General features: G+C 54.3%; 21 protein-coding genes, 1 pseudogene and 1 other annotated feature. Of the genes and pseudogenes, 9 read left to right on the plus strand and 13 right to left on the minus strand.

Annotated features, from left to right (window positions below; all coding sequences use genetic code 11):
* Nucleotides 1-6: 6 nt before the first annotated feature.
* The gene (gene cdiI / locus F3J26_RS05315; RefSeq protein WP_166992048.1) at nt 7-372 is read left to right on the plus strand and encodes a ribonuclease toxin immunity protein CdiI; all 366 of its coding nucleotides are present in this window, start codon (nt 7-9) and stop codon (nt 370-372) included.
* A gap of 60 nt (nt 373-432) precedes the next feature.
* On the opposite strand, the gene F3J26_RS22830 is transcribed toward cdiI, so the two are convergent.
* Complete coding sequence (locus F3J26_RS22830) at nt 433-525, minus strand: hypothetical protein (protein WP_502706577.1); 93 nt, start codon at nt 523-525, stop codon at nt 433-435.
* On the opposite strand from F3J26_RS22830, the pseudogene F3J26_RS05320 reads away from it, so the two are divergent.
* A pseudogene (locus F3J26_RS05320) lies at nt 526-1353 on the plus strand (IS3 family transposase); the annotation flags it as partial. It abuts the gene before it with no gap.
* 663 nt (nt 1354-2016) lie between these two features.
* Here F3J26_RS05320 and yciA read toward each other — a convergent pair.
* Genes yciA through F3J26_RS05340 form a run of 4 tightly spaced genes read right to left on the minus strand, consistent with a single transcriptional unit; the run spans nt 2017 to nt 4190 of the window.
* Nucleotides 2017-2412, minus strand: a complete 396-nt coding sequence (gene yciA / locus F3J26_RS05325) for an acyl-CoA thioester hydrolase YciA (protein ID WP_039294112.1) — start codon at nt 2410-2412, stop codon at nt 2017-2019.
* Complete coding sequence (locus tag F3J26_RS05330) at nt 2412-2948, minus strand: septation protein A (RefSeq protein WP_166992051.1); 537 nt, start codon at nt 2946-2948, stop codon at nt 2412-2414. The genes yciA and F3J26_RS05330 overlap by 1 nt, the downstream gene beginning before the upstream one ends.
* 59 nt (nt 2949-3007) lie before the next feature.
* Nucleotides 3008-3751: a YciC family protein gene (locus F3J26_RS05335; RefSeq protein WP_166992054.1), complete on the minus strand. Its 744-nt coding sequence runs from the start codon at nt 3749-3751 to the stop codon at nt 3008-3010.
* Nucleotides 3752-3779: 28 nt separating this feature from the next.
* Nucleotides 3780-4190, minus strand: coding sequence for a YkgJ family cysteine cluster protein (locus tag F3J26_RS05340; protein WP_166873363.1), 411 nt, complete (start codon nt 4188-4190; stop codon nt 3780-3782).
* A 285-nt stretch (nt 4191-4475) separates the two neighbouring features.
* Between F3J26_RS05340 and ompW the strand changes: the two genes are divergently transcribed.
* On the plus strand, nt 4476-5108 hold the full coding sequence (gene ompW / locus F3J26_RS05345; RefSeq protein WP_008454288.1) for an outer membrane protein OmpW: 633 nt from the start codon (nt 4476-4478) through the stop codon (nt 5106-5108).
* Between the two features lie 128 nt (nt 5109-5236).
* The gene (locus F3J26_RS05350; RefSeq protein WP_166992057.1) at nt 5237-5662 is read left to right on the plus strand and encodes a PH domain-containing protein; all 426 of its coding nucleotides are present in this window, start codon (nt 5237-5239) and stop codon (nt 5660-5662) included.
* Nucleotides 5663-5734: 72 nt separating this feature from the next.
* On the opposite strand, the gene trpA is transcribed toward F3J26_RS05350, so the two are convergent.
* From trpA to F3J26_RS05375, 5 genes are read right to left on the minus strand one after another with little or no spacing between them, the layout of a single operon-like run.
* Nucleotides 5735-6541, minus strand: a complete 807-nt coding sequence (gene trpA / locus F3J26_RS05355; protein WP_166992060.1) for a tryptophan synthase subunit alpha — start codon at nt 6539-6541, stop codon at nt 5735-5737.
* The gene (gene trpB / locus F3J26_RS05360; RefSeq protein ID WP_166992063.1) at nt 6541-7731 is read right to left on the minus strand and encodes a tryptophan synthase subunit beta; all 1191 of its coding nucleotides are present in this window, start codon (nt 7729-7731) and stop codon (nt 6541-6543) included. The genes trpA and trpB overlap by 1 nt, the downstream gene beginning before the upstream one ends.
* A 12-nt stretch (nt 7732-7743) precedes the next feature.
* A complete protein-coding gene (gene trpCF / locus F3J26_RS05365) occupies nt 7744-9105 on the minus strand; it encodes a bifunctional indole-3-glycerol-phosphate synthase TrpC/phosphoribosylanthranilate isomerase TrpF (protein WP_166992066.1) in 1362 nt (453 codons plus the stop codon).
* Between the two features lie 4 nt (nt 9106-9109).
* Complete coding sequence (trpD, locus tag F3J26_RS05370) at nt 9110-10705, minus strand: bifunctional anthranilate synthase glutamate amidotransferase component TrpG/anthranilate phosphoribosyltransferase TrpD (RefSeq protein ID WP_166992071.1); 1596 nt, start codon at nt 10703-10705, stop codon at nt 9110-9112.
* Nucleotides 10705-12267 carry an anthranilate synthase component 1 gene (locus F3J26_RS05375; RefSeq protein WP_166992074.1) on the minus strand — a complete coding sequence of 521 codons (1563 nt, stop codon included), beginning with the start codon at nt 12265-12267 and terminating at the stop codon, nt 10705-10707. The genes trpD and F3J26_RS05375 overlap by 1 nt, the downstream gene beginning before the upstream one ends.
* Nucleotides 12268-12288: 21 nt before the next feature.
* Nucleotides 12289-12386 (minus strand) — a sequence feature (Trp leader region).
* A 142-nt stretch (nt 12387-12528) separates the two neighbouring features.
* Here F3J26_RS05375 and rnm point away from each other — a divergent pair.
* The 4 genes from rnm to rluB all read left to right on the plus strand — a co-directional run bounded on the left by rnm (nt 12529) and on the right by rluB (nt 15952).
* Entirely contained in the window at nt 12529-13425 is an 897-nt protein-coding gene (rnm, locus tag F3J26_RS05380) for an RNase RNM (RefSeq protein ID WP_442892446.1), read from the plus strand.
* The gene (locus tag F3J26_RS05385) at nt 13422-14042 is read left to right on the plus strand and encodes an L-threonylcarbamoyladenylate synthase (RefSeq protein ID WP_008461305.1); all 621 of its coding nucleotides are present in this window, start codon (nt 13422-13424) and stop codon (nt 14040-14042) included. Before rnm ends, F3J26_RS05385 begins: the two co-directional genes overlap by 4 nt.
* Nucleotides 14043-14052: 10 nt before the next feature.
* Entirely contained in the window at nt 14053-14874 is an 822-nt protein-coding gene (locus F3J26_RS05390; RefSeq protein ID WP_166992080.1) for a MerR family transcriptional regulator, read from the plus strand.
* Nucleotides 14875-15064: 190 nt separating this feature from the next.
* Entirely contained in the window at nt 15065-15952 is an 888-nt protein-coding gene (rluB, locus tag F3J26_RS05395; RefSeq protein ID WP_008461308.1) for a 23S rRNA pseudouridine(2605) synthase RluB, read from the plus strand.
* A 30-nt stretch (nt 15953-15982) separates the two neighbouring features.
* Here the strand turns inward: rluB and cobO are convergent, their stop codons facing one another.
* Nucleotides 15983-16573, minus strand: coding sequence for a cob(I)yrinic acid a,c-diamide adenosyltransferase (cobO, locus tag F3J26_RS05400; protein WP_166992083.1), 591 nt, complete (start codon nt 16571-16573; stop codon nt 15983-15985).
* Complete coding sequence (locus tag F3J26_RS05405) at nt 16570-17331, minus strand: YciK family oxidoreductase (RefSeq protein WP_039294082.1); 762 nt, start codon at nt 17329-17331, stop codon at nt 16570-16572. Before F3J26_RS05405 ends, cobO begins: the two co-directional genes overlap by 4 nt.
* A 256-nt stretch (nt 17332-17587) precedes the next feature.
* On the opposite strand from F3J26_RS05405, the gene sohB reads away from it, so the two are divergent.
* A complete protein-coding gene (gene sohB, locus F3J26_RS05410) occupies nt 17588-18637 on the plus strand; it encodes a protease SohB (protein ID WP_008461314.1) in 1050 nt (349 codons plus the stop codon).
* Between the two features lie 36 nt (nt 18638-18673).
* On the opposite strand, the gene F3J26_RS05415 is transcribed toward sohB, so the two are convergent.
* On the minus strand, nt 18674-18925 hold the full coding sequence (locus F3J26_RS05415; protein WP_008461316.1) for a YciN family protein: 252 nt from the start codon (nt 18923-18925) through the stop codon (nt 18674-18676).
* Nucleotides 18926-19298 lie beyond the last annotated feature (373 nt).

The following is a 19298-nucleotide window of genomic DNA, read 5'->3' on the forward strand; positions in this document are numbered from 1 at the left end:
ATTGCTATGAATAAATATTTATTTGAGTTGCCATATGAGAGGTCCGAACCAGGATGGACAATCAAGTCTTATTTCGATCTAATTTATAATGACGGTCATTTTTTAGATGCAGTAGAGAATATAGTAAGTAAAGAAAGTTATATTCTGGATGGAATTTATTGTAATTTTCCGGATATGGATAGCTATGATAAAGAAGAACATTTTCAAGGAGTACAGTTTGCAATAGGCTATCCCCCAACAGAGGATGATATTGTAAACGTTAGTGAAGAAACTTGTTATCAATACACTCGTTTAGCCTGTGAGAAATATGTGAAACTTCATCCTGAAGATATGGATAAAGTTAATGAATTACTGGCTAAACAACCTGTATGATCTAAAAATCCCAACCCTCCGCGGTTGGGATTTTACTTTATATGCCAGTAAGTTAGCGCTTTACCGCTGTGGCTTGCCGATCACCTTGATAAGCTCCGTCACCTGCTTCTGCTTGCGGGCGGAGAATTTACAGACCTTCTTCAGCGTCTGCATGATCTCGTCAGCTATCTGACGGCACAATTTGCCATGAGTTTACGCCAGGCCTGCAGGACGTTATCGCTGAGCAGGACGGTGTATTTTTATCAGCCTGATACCCGGCGTGATGAACCGGTTATCCATGCACTGACTGAGCTGGCAGAACGCTATCCGCGCTACGGTTTTAAGAAACTGTTCCAGCTGCTGCGCAGGCAGGGTAATACCTGGAACCATAAACATGTTCATCGGATTTACTGCCTGCTGAAACTGAATTTTCGCCGCAAGGGAAAACAGCGGCTACCTGTGCGTAATCCAGCACCACTGGCGACACCGCAAGCGTTAAACCAGAGCTGGTCCATCGATTTTATGCACGACGCGTTGGTCTACGGCAGACGCTTCCGGACCTTTAATGTGGTGGATGATTTTAACCGTGAAGCACTGGCGATAGAAATCGACCTGAATATCCCGGCTCAGCGAGTCATCCGGGTGCTGGACAGGATCGTGGCAAACCGCGGCTACCCGCTGAAAATGCGGATGGACAACGGGCCAGAACTGGTCTCGCTGGTGCTGGCACAATGGGCCGAAGAGCATGACGTGCAGCTCGAATTTATCAAGCCGGGTAAGCCTACACAAAATGCTTTTATCGAACGGTTCAACCGGACATACCGGACAGAAATCCTGGATTTTTACCTGTTCAGAACACTGAATGAAGCACGGGAGATTACCGAGCGCTGGCTGATGGAATATAACAACGAGCGGCCTCATGAATCCCTGAATAACCTGACGCCGGAAGAGTACCGGCTGATGGCTGAAATACCGGAAATCTCAAAAAGTGCATGGAACTGAAGCTGGGATGCTTACAGTGAGACACCTTTATGTCGCGCTAATTCATAATTAATTTTTTTTGTCATACTTCTCTTTTGTAAACCATTCGCTTCAACACCTGAGTATTATATCATGCTGTACAAAAATACAGAGCCTGATTCACTGATTGAATACAATATTGCGACGTGTCGTCTAAAAATAATATGGTGGAATGTAACGTTGCATTGTTGATAACGATTACGCTTATTTCAACTCTGAAGAATATCTAGTTGCTCAATAAGTAAGGATACCTGCGGATAGCGCGCCTTTCAGGCAAAAGGCATATTGCTGCATAAATATAATGGTGGTCAATGAAATGAACGATATGGATAAATACTACACAATGAAATCATTTTCATGTCCTGAGCAGGCCTCACCGGCAGAGGGGGGATTCTCAACCAGCAATTGGTGGCGAATAAAGAAAATAAATGATTCCCAGTATGTATTTTTCTGTTTATCAGGCGCTTAGGAAATTACAGAGCAAAGAGTGACAATAACAGAAGGCGAATATAATCAACTGATTAATGGTGGTTTAACTGCGAATGACATATCTCAGAAATATAAAATCGGCTAATTTATTCTCGTTTTCTCGGCAACATGGTTCAATGAATAAAAAACCCGGCATTGCCGGGCTTCTCTTAAGCACTAATCTATTTGAGGTATCGCGCGAGGCTTGCCTTCTTTATCCACGGCTACGTAGATGAAAATCGCCTCGGTGGCTTTGTAGCGCTGGCCGATAGGCTCGGAAGAGACCTTTTTCACCCAGACTTCCACATTGATGGTGATGGACGTTGTCCCGCGCTTAACGCAGCGGGCGTAACAGCACACTACGTCTCCCACTGCCACTGGCTTCAGGAAGGTCATGCCGTCCACACGCACGGTCACCACGCGGCCATGAGCGATCTCTTTGGCCTGAATGGCGCCGCCCATGTCCATCTGCGACATCAGCCAGCCGCCAAAAATATCGCCGTTGGCGTTGGTGTCCGCTGGCATCGCCAGGGTGCGCAGCACTAATTCACCTTGCGGTAATTCGTTCGGCATTACTGCTCTTCCTTTGGCATATGACGGTAGATGTAGACGCCGCTCAGCAGGGTAAAGACCAGCGTGATGGCGGTCAGCCCGAACACTTTAAAGTTAATCCAGATGCTTTCCGGGAGCCAGAACGCCACGTAAATATTCAATAAACCACAGGCGATGAAGAACAGCGCCCAGGCGATATTCAGGCGAAACCACACTTCGGTTGGTAAAGTGATTTCTTTGCCCAGCATGCTCTGAATCAGCAGCTTGTTCATGCCGAACTGCATCACCAGCAGCGCCGCCGCGAACAGGCCGTAAATCAGCGTGACTTTCCACTTAATGAATTCCGCGTTGTGGAAGTAAATGGTCAGGCCGCCAAAGACGGCAACCATCACGAAGGTGACCAGCGTGGTCTTTTCCACCTTGCGGTACTTGACCCAGCTATAAACCAGGGCGAGGGCGGTGGCGATGATCAGCGCCCAGGTGCCGACAAAAATGTCGTACATCTTATAAAAAGCAAAGAAGACAATCAGGGGCAGGAAGTCGAGAAACTGCTTCATAATCTGTTCCGTAAAGAGGTGACTCCTGACTATAACGCGCGGTCAGGAGTCGGGGAAGGTTATTGACGTATCAACATGTACAGGCGGAATAAGTAGATCAGCAGCACGGCTGAAATCAGGTTGCTTATGGTATTCGCAATCACGGCCCCGGCTTCCGGCGACAGCGCGGCAAAGCTGGATGCCAGCAGCAGTAACGCCGTTTTGGCTGCCAGCCAGCCGACGACCGCAGGGGCAACAAGGCGCATGTTGGCCCACACCAGGCGCAGGCTGCTGCGCATAGAGCGGAAAATCCCAATTTTATCCTGCACCAGCATTACCGGGGCAAGCGACAGCAGGATTGCCAGCAGCACGCCGGGCACAACCACAAGCATAATGCCGATTTGCACCAGCAGCGTGGTCAGGAAGATCAGAATGAACATTTTTGGCAGCACGGGCGCAGAGGCACCAATCGCGCGCAGGGCGCTTACGCGCTGGCCTGCAGAAACGATTTGCATCAGCACCATCATGCTGGCCGCCAGAATAGCGTTGCCAATCAGGCCCGAAAACGTGGAGGCCGCAGACGCTTTCAGTAACACTTGCTGCTGTTCCAGCGACATATTCTGCACTAAATCAAACAGCCCGACGCTGCCCGCCAGGTTATCTCCCTCACTCAGAATCGCCATTTGTTCTTCGCTGGGCGAGAACGCACGGCCAATAATCACCGAAATTAAGGCGCAAAGTAACGCAATCAGCAATATGGTAACAAACTGATTACGCAAAAAATTCCCCGTGTCACGGTATACGGAACCTGCCGTGATAGACATGCACTCTCCTTGATGTTGCTAGCGGTTATCAATCTGGGGGCAATTGTACCCTGGATGAGGCTGCCGTGGCACCACAAAGACTTTCTATAAGCGGTTGAATAGCGTCAGTTCCGTACAGGGGCACCAGGCCGTAGCGGGCTCGTGCCCGGTTGCAGGCATCGTTGGTGACGCCGTCCTCCCCGGACATCGCAAACTCGCGGCACGGCGAAGGGCGATTTTCATAAATACCGCAGCTGACCCGCTGACCCGGCTCGCCCTCCAGCGCCACGCAGCGGCTGTTGCGCTGGTTGGTGCCGCTCATGCAGCGCAGAAAAGGGGTAACCGGCTCGGTTAAATGCGAAGGGACCAGGCCGCCGGCGTCGTCGGCTTCAGCCCAGTAGAAAGAGACACGAAAGTAAGCACAACAGGCACCACAAGTCATACAAGGGTTATCGCTCATCTTGCACCTGCAACTTCTGATTTCACGTTTCAACGGTTGAGGAGAACACCCAAATTAGCCAGGGCAGGGCTTTTTGCAAGAGGCGGATGAGGAAGAATTTTCAGGATGTGATTATTCACAAAGTTGATCTGGTTTCGGTTTGTTGTTTTTCACTGCGCTACCAAAAATTAATCCAGATCATTGAATGTTAAATTAGAGGATAAAGTGTGATCGGTGTTAGATCACTTTGTACTTCTTTCTGAGTATATTCAGCCCGCTGTTAAAAACCATATCAAGGGAAGGGCTATGAAAAAACTCACACTGGCATTACTGGCGATGGGATGTTTGTCCGGTGCGGCGTCGGCGCATCAGGCGGGGGAATTCTTTATGCGCGCGGGTACCGCGACGGTTCGACCCACCGCGGGCTCGGATGACGTGCTCAAAATGGGCGGCTTTAAAGTTGATAACAATACGCAGCTGGGGCTGACCTTCGACTATATGGTCACCGATAACATCGGGATTGAGCTGCTGGCGGCGACGCCGTTCCGTCACAAGGTCGGGCTAGGGCCAACCGGTGATCTTGCCACCGTGCACCAGCTGCCGCCTACGCTGATGGCGCAGTGGTACTTTGGCGATGCGGGCAGCAAAGTGCGGCCTTACGTGGGCGTCGGGGTAAACTACACCACTTTCTTTGATGCAAGCTTCAACGACACCGGCAAAAGCGCGGGCCTGAGCGATCTGAAAGTGAAAGATTCGTGGGGCGCTGCGGGTCAGGTCGGGCTGGATTATCTGGTGAACGAAGACTGGCTGCTGAACATGTCCGTCTGGTATATGGACATCGACACCACGGTGAAATTTAAAGCCGGGGAAGATCAGCAGAGCATCAAGACGCGTATCGACCCGTGGGTGTTTATGTTCTCTGCAGGTTACCGTTTTTAAGTCTCTCTTCATCGGAAGAAACTGGCTGTTTAATGGCCAGTTTCTTTGAGTGCGTACATTAAATTTCAATTAGTCATATTCTGAAATGAGATGCTATTATTCCCCGTCTTCTTTTAATGGGTAGAAAAATGGCATATATCGACTCCAACTTAATTGGCAATGAAGAAGTTTTATATCGTGGGCAGGTGACTCTGTGGGCATGGCTGCCCTGGATCCTTTGGGGGCTCATTTTAGGGTTCATGACCATCGTTGGTTTTATCCTGATTCCATTGGGGTATTTTGTTGTACGCTCCAATGAAGCGGCTATTACTAATAAGCGACTGATCGCTAAATCGGGCTTAATTAAACGTGATACCGTTGAAATCCCGATTAAGAAAATATCCAGCCTTCAGGTTCGACAAGGGATTATTGGTCGCATGCTGGGTTATGGTTCTCTGGTGATCAGTGATTCCGGGACTGGTCACGCGCCGATTCGTTTTATTAAAGATCCAATGAGATTCAGACAGCGCTTTTTTGAATATCAGGAAGAGCTGGAAAATAAAGCAGCCAGTTAACATACCCACAATTTCTGTTAATACGGCGGCAGATCGGGGGACTAAACCGGTCGGCCGCCGTTTTTGTTTACCTTAACCCCGCGTGGCGGCTTTCATGTTCTGCACGAACTGTTTCAGTTCGCTGAGCATTACTTCAGGCTGTGTCAGGTTCTTTTCGATGATTTTCACCACCGCAGAGCCTGAAATCGCGCCTGCAGCACCGGCGGCAATGGCATCGCGTACCTGAGACGGTTCGGAAATACCAAAGCCTTGCAGAGGCGGCGCGGCCTGATATTCACCCAGTTTCTCAATTAAATGATGCAGCGGAAGCTGAGCGCGTGTTTCGGTGCCGGTAACGCCTGCACGGGAAAGCAGGTAGGTGTAACCCCGGCCATGAGCCGAAATTTCGCGCAGCAGCGTTTCATCGGCGTTTGGTGGGCAGATGAAAATAGGCGCGACGTTGTGGCGCATTGCGGCATGGCGGAATTCAGCGGACTCTTCCACCGGCACGTCGGCAACCAACACGGAATCCACGCCCACTTTGGCGCACAGCGCATAGAATTCGTCGATGCCACGGTTAAAGACCAGGTTGGCATACATCAGCAGACCAATCGGGATCTGCGGGTATTTTTGGCGGATCGTCGCCAGCATTTCAAAGCACTGGGTTGGCGTCACGTCAGAGGCGAAAGCCCGCAGCGCCGCGCCCTGGATGGTTGGACCATCCGCCAGCGGATCGGAGAACGGAATGCCCAGCTCGAGCGCGTCCGCGCCGCCCTCAACCAGTGCATCAATAATTTTCAGCGAAAGCTCAGGGTTTGGGTCGCCCAGCGTCACGAAGGGAACGAATGCGCCTTCCTTGCGGGCCTGCAGCTGTTCAAACAGATGATGATAACGTTCCATTACATTTCCCCTCGTGCTTTCAGAATATCGTGGACGGTGAAGATGTCTTTGTCGCCGCGGCCAGAGAGGTTCACTACCAACAGCTGCTCTTTTTCAGGGTTCTCGCGCATCATTTTCAACGCATGGGCGAGGGCGTGAGAAGACTCCAGCGCAGGAATAATCCCTTCGCTGCGGCACAGCGCTTTAAAGGCATCCAGCGCTTCGTCATCGGTAATGGAGACGTAATCGGCGCGGCCAGTGCTGTTCAGGTACGCGTGCTGGGGCCCCACGGACGGGAAGTCCAGCCCGGCAGAAATAGAGTACGACTCTTCGATTTGCCCCTCGTCGGTTTGCATCATCGGCGACTTCATGCCGAAATAGATCCCCACGCGGCCGTGCTTCAGCGGCGCCCCGTGTTCGCCGGTTTCAATCCCGTGCCCGGCTGGCTCAACGCCAATCAGGCCCACGCTGGTTTCATCGATAAAGTCGGCAAACATGCCGATGGCGTTAGAGCCACCGCCCACGCAGGCAATTACCGCGTCAGGCAGGCGACCTTCTTTTTCCAGAATCTGCGCTTTGGTTTCTTCGCCGATCATGCGCTGGAATTCACGCACGATGGTCGGGAACGGGTGCGGACCTGCGGCGGTGCCGAGCATGTAGTGCGCGGTTTCATAGCTTGCAGACCAGTCGCGCAGCGCCTCGTTACAGGCATCTTTCAGGGTGGATGAGCCGCTGTGCACAGGAATGACTTCGGCCCCCATCAGGCGCATACGGAAGACGTTTGGCGACTGGCGCTCGACGTCTTTGGCTCCCATATAAATACGGCATTTCAGGCCGAGCAGGGCGCTGGCGAGGGCAGAAGCTACGCCGTGCTGACCCGCGCCGGTTTCGGCGATGATTTCGGTTTTGCCCATACGCTTGGCAAGCAGCGCCTGGCCCAGCACCTGGTTAGTTTTGTGCGCGCCGCCGTGAAGCAGATCTTCACGTTTGAGATACAGCCTGGTATTGGTGCCTGCGGTAAGATTTTTGCATTTAGTCAGCGCCGTTGGACGGCCCGCGTAGTTCTTCAGCAGATCGGTAAACTCCGCCTGGAACTCAGCGTCACTTTGCGCCGCCACAAAAGCTTCTTCGAGCTGGCGCAAAGCAGGCATCAGGATCTGCGGCACGTACATCCCGCCAAATTCACCAAAATAAGGGTTCAGTAAAGTCATAGTATCTCTTCCTTAGTAAGCCCGCAGGGTCCGGAAGACCGCAGCCAGCTTGTTAGCATCTTTTATTCCCGGCGCGCTTTCCACGCCAGAGTTGAAATCCAGTCCCGCGCAGCCGGCTTTAGCCGCTTCCACGCAGTTATCCGCTCCGAGGCCGCCCGCCAGAATCACGTTGTCCAGCTTTTGTCCGGCTAACAGTCGCCAGTCAAAGCTTTGCCCGGTGCCGCCCTGGCCGTTATCGAACACGTATTTGTCAACGTGCTGCAGATTCCGCTCAGGAAGCGTGTCGGCTACGCTCAACGCTTTCCAGATTTGTGTTTTCTCCGGCAGCAGCGCTCGCAGCTCAGTAATGTATGCCTGGGTTTCAGCGCCGTGAAGCTGAACTGCGCTCAGTGAGAACGTCTCTACTTTCTGCACAACTTCTGTTATCGGCGTATTTCTGAATACACCCACGTAACGAAGCGGGGCGGAGGCAATGACTGCGGCGGCTTTCTCATCGCTGACAAAACGCGGCGAAGTCGGGACGAAGATCAGGCCACCGTAAATAGCTCCGGTTTCCTGAGCCGCACGAGCATCTTCCCCCCGCGTCAGGCCGCAAACTTTGTTTTCACCCAGCAACACGCGGCGTACCGCGGCGCTCAGGTCATCCTCGCTCATCAACGCCGAGCCAATCAGGAATCCGTTGGCGAAGTGGCTGAGTTCACGAACCTGGGCGTAATTATTGATGCCCGATTCGCTGATCACCGTGACGCCGTGGGTCAGACGAGGCGCTAACTGGCGAGTGCGGTCCAGGTCAATGGACAGATCGCGCAGGTCGCGGTTGTTGATGCCGACCACTTTGGCCCCGAGCGCGATGGCGCGCTCCAGCTCTTCTTCGTTGCTGACTTCGGTCAGCACGCCCATGTTCAGGCTGTGGGCCACGGCGGCTAACTGGCGATACTGTTCATCGTCCAGCACCGAAAGCATCAGCAGGCAGGCGTCCGCCTGGTAAAAGCGCGCCAGATGAATCTGGTAGGCGTCGATAATAAAGTCTTTGCACAGCACCGGCTGGCTGATAATGCCGCTGACGATCGGCAGAAAATCGAAGCTGCCCTGGAAGTATTTCTCGTCGGTCAGCACCGACACGGCAGAGGCATAATGCTTATAAACACCGGCGATATGAGCCGGGTCGAAGTCATCGCGGATCGTCCCTTTGGACGGGGATGCCTTTTTGCATTCAAGAATAAAGACGGTGCGGGCCCCCTGCAGCGCGTCATAGAAGTTCCGCGTGGCGGGCACAATCTCATTCTGGAAGCTCGCCAGCGGCTGCTGCTGTTTGCGGGCTTCGACCCACAGCGCTTTGTCAGCCACGATGCGGTTTAAAACGGTCTCCTGCATTCCCTTATCCTCTTCCTGCGAGCGCGGTGACGCGGTCATATGCGGCCCCGCTGCGCAATACATCCAGCACTTTTTTGGCGTTAGCCTTCAAGTCTTCATGGCCGTGCAATCGCATCAGCATCGCAACGTTAGCCGCGACGGCAGACTCGTGCGCGGTCTCACCTTTACCTTGTAGCAGGCGAGTCAGAATGTCACGGTTTTCTTCCGGCGTGCCGCCCGCCAGTGCTTCCTGGTGATAGGCCGGAAGGTCGAAATCGGCGGCGGTCAGCTGGTAGCTTTTGATTTCACCCTGATTCAGTTCGGCGACCAGCGTCGGCGCATGGAGCGACACTTCATCCATGCCGCCGCTGTGAACCACAGCTGCGCGTTTATAGCCGAGGACGCGCAGGGTTTCAGCAATCGGCAGCACCAGTTCCGGGCTGTAGACGCCGATCAGCGCCAGCGGCGGATGCGCCGGGTTAATCAGTGGCCCCAAAACATTGAACAGGGTGCGCGTTTTCAACTGCTGGCGAACCGGCATCGCGTGGCGGAAACCGGTGTGGTACTTAGGCGCAAACAGGAAGCAAACGCCCAGCTCGTCCAGCGCTTTACGGGAAGCATCCGCGTTCATTTCCAGGTTGATGCCAAACGCTGCCAGCAGATCGGAGGAACCCGAACGGCTGGAAACGCTGCGGTTGCCGTGTTTGGCGACCTTTAGCCCGACCGCGGCGGCAACAAAGGCGCTGGCGGTGGAGATGTTAATGCTGTTGCTGCCGTCGCCGCCGGTGCCGACGATATCGGCAAACTCGTAGCTCGGGCTTGGGAACGGCGCTGCGTGCTCAAGCAGGGCAGATGCGGCGCCGGCAATTTCGTTCGGGTGTTCACCGCGCACCTTCATGCTGACCAGCGCGGCCGCCAGCTGTTCTGGCTTCAGCTCACCGCGAACGATGGCGGAAAACAGCTGGTGGCTCTCTTCGCGGCTCAGGGTTTGCGCCTGATAAAGCTTGTCGAGGATCGGCTGTAGCGTATTGGCCTGCTTCAGCTTCTGCAGCGCCCAGTCGAGGGTCTGCTCCAGCAGGCGAGCGCCGTGGCTGGTGAGAATGGATTCCGGGTGGAACTGGAAGCCCACAACCCGGTCAGCCTCGTGGCGAACCGCCATCACCATGCCGTCGAAATGCGCGTTGATGGTCAGGCCGGCAGGGATGTTGCTGCCCACCAGGGAGTGATAGCGCGCCACCGGCAGCGGGTTAGGCAGCCCGGCAAACATCGCTTCGCCGTCATGGGAGATAGAGGAGGCTTTGCCGTGCAGGATTTCGCCCGCCTGGCCGACGTAGCCGCCGTAAGCCTCCACAATGGCCTGGTGGCCGAGGCAAATGCCAATAATCGGCAGTTTACCGCGCATTCGTGTCAGTAATTCCGGCATGCAGCCCGCTTCGCTTGGGGCACCTGGCCCAGGGGACAGCATCAGCACCGGGTTATCCATGGTGGCCAGGCGTTCGATCAGCGTTTGTGCCGGGACGTGGTTACGGTAAATCACCACGTTGTGGCCGTTCGCGCGCAGCTGGTCCGCCAGGTTATAGGTGAATGAGTCGATATTATCGAGCAGCAGGATGTCAGCCATTAGAAAATCTCCTGGGCGTGATGCGCGGTAGCAATGGCGCGCAAAACAGCGCGGGCTTTGTTGCGGGTTTCGTCGGCTTCGGACTGCGGGTCTGAATCAAGGACAACGCCAGCGCCGGCCTGCACGGTGGCTATGCCGTCTTCGACGTAGGCTGAGCGGATGACGATGCAGGTATCGAGGTCGCCGTGGGCGGTGAAGTAACCCACCGCGCCGCCGTAGCTGCCGCGACGAACGCCTTCGGCCCCGGCAATCAGCTGCATCGCACGTACTTTCGGCGCGCCGCTCAGGGTGCCCATATTCATACAGGCGCGGTAGGCGTGCAGCACGTCCAGGTCGTGACGCAGCTCGCCGACAACACGGGAAACCAGATGCATCACGAAGGAGTAGCGGTCGACTTTGGTTAAATCCGCCACGTAGCGGCTGCCCGGCGTACAAATGCGGGCAAGATCGTTCCGCGCCAGGTCAACCAGCATCAGGTGTTCTGAGAGTTCTTTATGGTCGGTACGCATTTCCAGCTCGATGCGGCTGTCCAGGTCTCGATCCAGCGATCCGTCGGCGCGGCGGCCACGAGGGCGGGTGCCGGCAATCGGGTAGATCTCAATCTGGCGATTCGTCGCATCGTATTTGAGCGAGCTTTCCGGGGACGCGCCGAACAGTGTGAAATCGTTGTCCTGCATAAAGAACATGTACGGGCTTGGGTTGCTCTTCTTCAGCGTCTGATAAGCCGCCAGCGGTGACGGGCAAGGCAGCGAGAAGCGGCGGGACGGCACAACCTGGAAAATTTCACCGATGCGAATGGCTTTTTGCATCTGGCGCACAACTGCCCCGAACTCTTCGTCTGTCTGATTGACATCGCAGCTCATGTTCTCAACTTTCTGCACCGGCAGGGCAGCAGGCTCTTCACTGATTTGCTGGCGCAGCTGTTCGGTGCGTTTCTGCAGGCGTTGTTTTTCGCTCACGGAAGGCGTAAAGAGGCTGGCATGAATGCGGGTTTGTTTTTTCTGATGATCGATGGTCAATAAGGTTTCGGCCAGGTAGAAGCAGTAGTCCGGGCAGCGGTTGTCCTGTTTAAGCTGCGGCAGGTCCTCAAAACCGGCCACCAGGTCGTAGGCAAACAGACCGCCGAAGAACATCGCATGGCGTTCATCCGCGGGCACGCTCACCAGTTCCTGCATAATGCGGAATGCGTCAAAGACCGACAGCGAGCACAGGCGCGCGTCTTCATCTAATAACGTGCTGACCGTTGGGAAGCGAAGGGTGCGGCCATCCGGGAAGTGCTCGTTTTCGACACCAGCCGGCAGGGCGGCATCCAGCAGAGGCAGCAGGGAAGCGCCGTTAGCAGACAAGGCCTGTAAGGTGACGGTGTCACCTAAGGCCGTAATGCGCATGGCGCTATCGACCAGCAGCAGGCTTTTTAAGTCGTCTTTGCTGTCGATGTCTGCGGACTCCAGCAGCAGCGTCGCAGGGCGCGCACCGCACAGCTGGTGGAAAAGGGCCGTTGGGTTTTCACGGTAGGCAGCTTCGCTGCTCAGGAGTTCAAGTGCCGGTTTTTGTGTTTGCATTTTAGTTCTCAAATTTTGTTCAAAAAAAAGCCCGCATCGTTGGCGGGCCTGGTATCTGTGCTGTTAAACAGCGTACGCGATCGCACCGCCCGAGTTCAGGGAGTACGCCACCAACCGTGCAGGGAATTCATCGCTTTCATTTCAGATACCTCGTTATGTGAACTTGCGTACTAGTAAACTGGTTCGCGGCTTTATTGTCAATACTGATTTTTTAAAATAGACGATTATCGTTATCATGGGCCGCTAAATTTCTGTCTATCCATTTCTGGAGCCATTTTGAGCGAGCCCACCCTGGCCACGATCCACGATTTACACAGCCACACTACCGCCTCGGACGGCCTGTTGTCTCCTGAAGCTTTGGTTAATCGCGCGGTAGATATGCGCGTCACGGTACTTGCCATTACCGATCATGACACCGTCGCTGGTCTGCCTGCCGCAAGGGCTGAAATCCAGCGCCTGAATTTACCGCTACAGTTAATTAGCGGCGTTGAAATCTCCACCGTTTGGGAAAATCACGAAATCCATATCGTTGGCCTGGGGATTGATGAACAGCACCCGGCGCTGAAGCTTTTTCTTGAACAGCAAAGTGAACGCCGCAGCCAGCGCGCGGTAATGATTGCTGAACGTCTGGATAAAGCGCGTATTCCCGGTGCGCTGGAAGGGGCAATGCGTCACGCAGGCAGCGGGGCAATTACCCGCGGGCATTTCGCTCGTTTTCTGGTCGAGCAGGGCAAAGCCAGCAATATGGGCGATGTTTTCAAAAAGTATCTGGCTAAGGGGAAAACCGGATACGTTCCGCCCCAGTGGTGTACAATAGAACAAGCTATTGATGTGATTCATCATTCTGGCGGGCAGGCGGTGCTGGCGCATCCAGGGCGCTACGGCCTGACCGCAAAATGGCTAAAACGACTGCTGGCGCACTTTGCCGAACACGGTGGCGATGCCATGGAAGTTGCGCAGTGCCAGCAGGCTCCCAACGAACGTACCCAGCTTGCCAGCTACGCTAAGCAGTTTAATCTGCTGGCGTCGCAGGGGTCTGATTTTCATCTACCCTGCGCGTGGATTGAACTGGGCCGTAAGCTGTGGCTACCGGCGGGCGTTGAGCCCGTCTGGCAGCACTGGGAGCAGAGCCGCATCGCTAAAGAGAGGGCAGTATGAGTCAGTTTTTTTATATCCACCCGGATAACCCGCAGCCGCGCCTGATTAATCAGGCCGTCGATATTATTCGTAAAGGCGGGGTCATTGTTTACCCTACCGATTCCGGCTATGCGCTGGGCTGCAAGATTGAAGACAAGGGCGCCATGGAGCGCATTTGCCGCATTCGTCAGCTCCCTGACGGCCACAACTTTACCCTGATGTGCCGGGATCTGTCGGAGCTGTCGACATACGCCTTCGTCGACAACGTGGCATTCCGTCTGATTAAAAACAACACGCCGGGGAATTACACCTTTATCCTGAAGGGCACCAAAGAGGTTCCCCGTCGCCTGCTGCAGGAAAAACGTAAAACTATCGGTTTGCGCGTGCCGTCAAATCCGATTGCGCTGGCGCTGCTTGAAGTGCTGAATGAGCCGATGCTGTCGACTTCGCTGATGCTACCGGGTAGCGAGTTTACCGAGTCCGATCCTGAAGAGATCAAAGATCGCCTCGAGAAAGTGGTGGATCTGGTTATCCACGGTGGCTATCTGGGGCAGCAGCCCACCACGGTTATCGATCTGACTGAAGACGCGCCGGTTGTTATGCGCGAGGGCGTCGGGGACGTTAAACCTTTCCTGTAAGGAAATCGCTATGGCCCGATTTAACATTGATGTTCTGGCTTCTCAATGCGGCGTGACGCCCGCCAATATTCGGAGCTGGCAGCGTTATGGGTTGATCAAGCCGCAGGTGGATGAGAACGGGCACCGTTTTTTTGATTTTACCCACTGTTCGCAGGTCGCCGCGATTGTTGGCTGGCTTGAGAAAGGGGTAGCTCTGTCGGATATGCTGGCGCTGCTGAAAGGCGAGGAGATGTCTCCGCCTTTCAGATGGCTCGACGTTCAGGAAGCCCTGCTGGCGCAGTGTGAAGCGATGCAGCCTGCGAAGCTCCGGGGGCTTATCTGGCGCTATGGCCGCGAAGTCCCGCCCGCTATTTTTATTGATGAGGTTATCCGCCCGCTGAGACTATGGCTTAACGCTGATGCACAGCAGGAACAGGCGATGAATAGCGCATTGCTTGATACGGCGCTGATTGAATATGCGACGTTCGTCCTGGCCAGCGGGCGTAAGCGTCCGGGCGGCAGTCTGTTTATTCTGGCACTTTCGCTAAAAGATCCCGTCGAGCTTTGGCTGGAAGGGATCCGTTTTGCCAGCGACGGTTTTTGCGTTGAGGTCCTGGATCGCGGCATTCCCTGCCCGGATCTTAGCCGTATTCATGCGGACCACATTATGATTTGGGCCGATAAGGCGCTGAATGCTAACCAACAGGCACAGTATCACCGCTGGCTGAAGAGCGGAATTCCTGTTTTTCTGGGAGGCAGTGAGGCCGCCAGAGGAAATAAAAATGTGGCTACTCCGCGCAATTGTGCTTCCGGCGAGCAAGCTGCACTGCTGGATACTCAGAGCCAGCGGTGAGCGAATCTGTAAACGGGTTTTCACTCCATTTACGTTAAAATTCGTGTAGTATGTGCGGCCACGATGCTGTCAGCGGTTTTCCTGCATTGCCGGGCAGCCATTCAAATTCGTATTTATACTTCATCAGGCCCATGCCTTTTGATTTCAAAGTATCTGAGACGCCTGTGAAGGCGACACCCGAGGAAGCTCAATGAGCGAAAAGTTACAAAAAGTGCTGGCTCGCGCTGGCCATGGTTCCCGTCGTGAGATTGAAACCATTATCTCTGCAGGCCGCGTAAGCGTTGACGGTAAAATTGCCACGCTGGGCGATCGCGTTGAAATTACCCAGTCGCTTAAAATCCGCATCGATGGTCATTTGATCTCCATCCGTGAATCAGCGGAACAGATCTGCCGCGTGCTGGCCTATTACAAGCCGGAAGGTGAGCTCTGTACCCGCAGCGACCCGGAAGGGCGCCCAACCGTTTTTGACCGTTTACCAAAGCTGCGCGGTGCACGTTGGATTGCCGTTGGGCGTCTGGACGTGAATACCTGTGGTTTACTGCTGTTCACCACCGACGGGGAGCTGGCAAATCGCCTGATGCACCCAAGCCGTGAAGTGGAGCGTGAATACTCCGTACGCGTGTTTGGCCAGGTGGATGACGACAAAGTAAGACAACTGTCTCGTGGCGTGCAGCTTGAAGATGGCCCGGCGGCGTTCAAAACCATCAAGTTCACCGGCGGGGAAGGCATTAACCAGTGGTATAACGTGACCCTGACCGAAGGCCGTAACCGTGAGGTTCGTCGCCTGTGGGAAGCTGTCGGTGTTCAGGTGAGCCGCCTTATTCGCGTGCGTTACGGTGACATTAAGCTACCGAAAGGCCTTCCGCGCGGGGGCTATACCGAGCTTGATCTGGCGCAGACAAACTACCTGCGTACGCTGGTGGAACTGCCGGAAGAAACCAGCAGTAAAGTGGCGGTAGAAAAAGATCGCCGCCGCATGAAAGCGAACCAGATTCGTCGTGCCGTGAAGCGTCACACCCAGGTGACCGGCGGTAACCGCCGCGCCAGCAGCAGCCGTAATAACGGCAGCGGCAGCTAAATCTTAACCCCTCTTTTGAGGGGTTTTTTATTAGTAATCAATACCCATCTGCGCCTTCACCCCGGCGTCAAACGCATGCTTAACCGGGCGGAGTTCGCTCACCGTGTCGGCCATCTCCAGAATATCGCGGTGGCACCCGCGGCCAGTCACAATCACTGTCTGATTCGCCGGGCGGTTAGCCAGCGCGATTAAGACGTCTTCCAGCGGCAGATAATCATAGGCCACCATGTAGGTCAGCTCGTCGAGGATCACCATATCCAGCGTGGCGTCTGCCAGCATCCGTTTGCCGTGCTCCCACACCGCAAGACAGGCGGCGGTATCCGTTTCCCGGTTTTGCGTTTCCCAGGTAAAGCCTGTCGCCATCACCTGAAACTCAACCCCGTGTGGCTCCAGCAGATTACGTTCGCCGTTCGGCCACTGGCCCTTGATAAACTGAATGACGCCGACTTTTTGGCCGTGGCCTACGGCGCGGGTAGCGGTGCCGAATGCGGCGGTTGTTTTACCTTTCCCGTTACCGGTGAAGACTATCAGGATCCCGCGCTCCTGCTGGGCTTCTGCAATGCGCGCATCAACCTTTTCTTTCTGGCGCTGTTGGCGCTGCTGATAACGCTCTTCGCTCATTCTGAAATCCCCGGTTTACGGTTAGGCTGGGCATCAAAACTCATGCCGGTCTTACGGCGGCTGTCGTCGCCCATCAGCCAGAGATAAAGCGGCATTAAATCCCGGGGCGTTTTCAGTTTAGCCGGATCTTCCGTGGGGAAGGCGCTGGCGCGCATTGCGGTGCGAGTACCGCCTGGGTTGATGCAGTTTACGCGCAGGTTGTGCTGCTTATACTCCTCCGCCAGCACCTGCATCATGCCTTCCGTCGCAAATTTCGATGCGGCGTAAGCGCCCCAGCCAGCGCGGCCCTGGCGACCCACGCTTGAGGTGGTGAACACCAGAGAGCCAGATTCGGATTTAAGTAATAAAGGAAGCAAAGCCTGAGTCAGGAAAAAGGTCGCATTGACGTTCACCTGCATGACGGCCTGCCAGGTGTCGGGATCCTGCTTGTCCATCGACACGACATCGCCAAGAATACCGGCATTATGCAGGACGCCATCGAGGCGAGGAACCAGCGCGCTAAGCTTGTTAGCCAGCGCATGGCAATCTGCCGACGTGGCGGTAGCCAGGTCGAGCGTGAACCAGTGCGCGGGGAGCAAACCGTGAGACTGGATCTCACCGGCGACGGCGCGGAGCTTTTGCTCATTGCGCCCCAGCAAAATCACCGAAGCACCAAATCTGGCATAGGTGAGTGCGGCGACACGGCCGATGCCATCGCTGGCACCGGTCACTAAAATAATGCGATTTTTCAGTAAATTATCTTGCGGCTGATAGTGCACGGTTTTACTCCTCGCGTGATGCAATATGCTCACGTCTTATTTCTCGTTAAGTTACCTGGCTTTATGCCTTAAAGACGGGCGTATTTCAATCAGTCAGCCGGAGACAATGCTAAGGATTAACATTTTGCAAAAATTTCCCCGAGCCAAATCTTTTAAGGATGCCCTCATGCTGCCTTTATAGTTACTTACAGACGAACGTGTGCCTGCTCGGGTACACTGCGGAGATTAACAATGCTTGGTGATAAAGGCGGTAAATGTGGATCTGATTGCTGACTATGGACTTTTTTTGGCTAAAGCGGTGACCATCGTGGTGGCAATTGGTGCCATTGCACTTATCCTGGTGAACGTTGCGCAACGTAAGAAACAGGGCCGGGGTGAACTAAGGCTGACGAATCTGAGCGAGCAGTATCAGGATGTACAGCAGGAGATGCAGGTCGCTATGCTCGACCCGCATCAGCAGAAGCTGTGGCTTAAAGAAGAAAAGAAAAAGCTTAAGCTCGAAGCGAAGCAGGCAAAGGCGCGGGCTAAACGTGGCGAAAAGGCCAGTTCAGGCAAGCCGACGCTTTACGTCCTCGACTTTAAAGGCAGTATGGATGCCCACGAAGTCAGCTCGCTCCGTGAAGAAATTACCGCCGTGCTATCAGTTGTTAAACCCAAGGATGAAGTTTTGCTGCGCCTGGAAAGCCCTGGCGGAGTGGTTCATGGCTACGGGCTAGCGGCATCACAGCTCCAGCGCTTGCGGGACAAAGCCGTGCCTTTAACCATTGCGGTGGATAAAGTGGCGGCCAGCGGCGGCTATATGATGGCGTGTGTGGCCCAGCGCATTGTGGCCGCGCCCTTCTCGATCATCGGCTCGATTGGCGTTGTCGCGCAAATCCCTAACTTCCATCGCCTGCTTAAGCGCAATGACATCGACGTGGAGCTGCACACCGCGGGGCAGTACAAGCGCACGCTGACCCTGTTGGGTGAGAATACTGAGCAGGGGCGTGAGAAGTTCAGGGAAGATCTCAACGAAACGCATCACCTGTTCAAACAGTTTGTCAGCAGCATGCGTCCGGGCCTTGATATTGAATCAGTGGCTACGGGCGAGCACTGGTACGGTACCCAGGCGAAAGAAAAAGGTCTGGTTGATGACGTGGCGACCAGCGACGATCTGCTGCTGGGGATGATGAAAGATTTTGACGCTATTAATGTACGTTATTTGCAGCGTAAAAAAATGATGGACCGCTTCACCGGTAGCGCGGCGAATAGCTTAGATCGCCTGCTGTTGCGCTGGTGGCAGCGTGGTGAAAAACCACTGCTGTAAAGCAAAAAAGCGAGGCGTTTAAGCCTCGCTTTTCGTTTAGCCCTGCAGCGTATACTTTTCTGACAGGACGTGGGCCAGGTGTTTAAACATATTAAACACCGCCGTACTCTTCGGCGTGGGCAAACCTTGTTCGTCCAGGAAGTATTCTCCACTAAAGACCAGCACGCCGTTTTTTTGCTCCACGCCGGTGGCTTCCATTCCGTGCAGGAAATCCTCATGTTCACGAATGATTTTGTTCGCCTCTGCGAGGAGGGATTCGCGGTCAATAGGCTGAGTTGTCTCTTGCATGATGTTCTCCTTAAAAAACTGGCGCTAGTTTACGTCCGCTTGAGGGAAAAGGGCAAATTTTCCCTGTAAACCCTGTGGCCTTAAAAAAGTTAACCGTGCTGGCGGGATCCGGTATTGCATGCTAATAAAGTTGCGTAACATATTTTATCAGGTAGAGTGTGACGCTTTCGCAAATCTGGCAACAGAATTGCTTGACATTCGACCAAACTTCCGTCGTGCTATGCCACTTGTTTGAGACTTTAGGCCTTTAATACCCGACGAGTGAGCCGTGGGTGTTGCAGGTTATTGAAAAAAAGAGTTGATCTCCTTCTACGCTGCCGCAATATAAAAAAGCGCGTCGCCAGTGGAAGGTGAAAATTTGCGACGTATTCCT

The sequence above is a fragment of the Enterobacter sp. Ap-867 genome (assembly GCF_011752855.1).
In the GTDB taxonomy this organism is placed as follows: Bacteria; Pseudomonadota; Gammaproteobacteria; order Enterobacterales; family Enterobacteriaceae; genus Cedecea.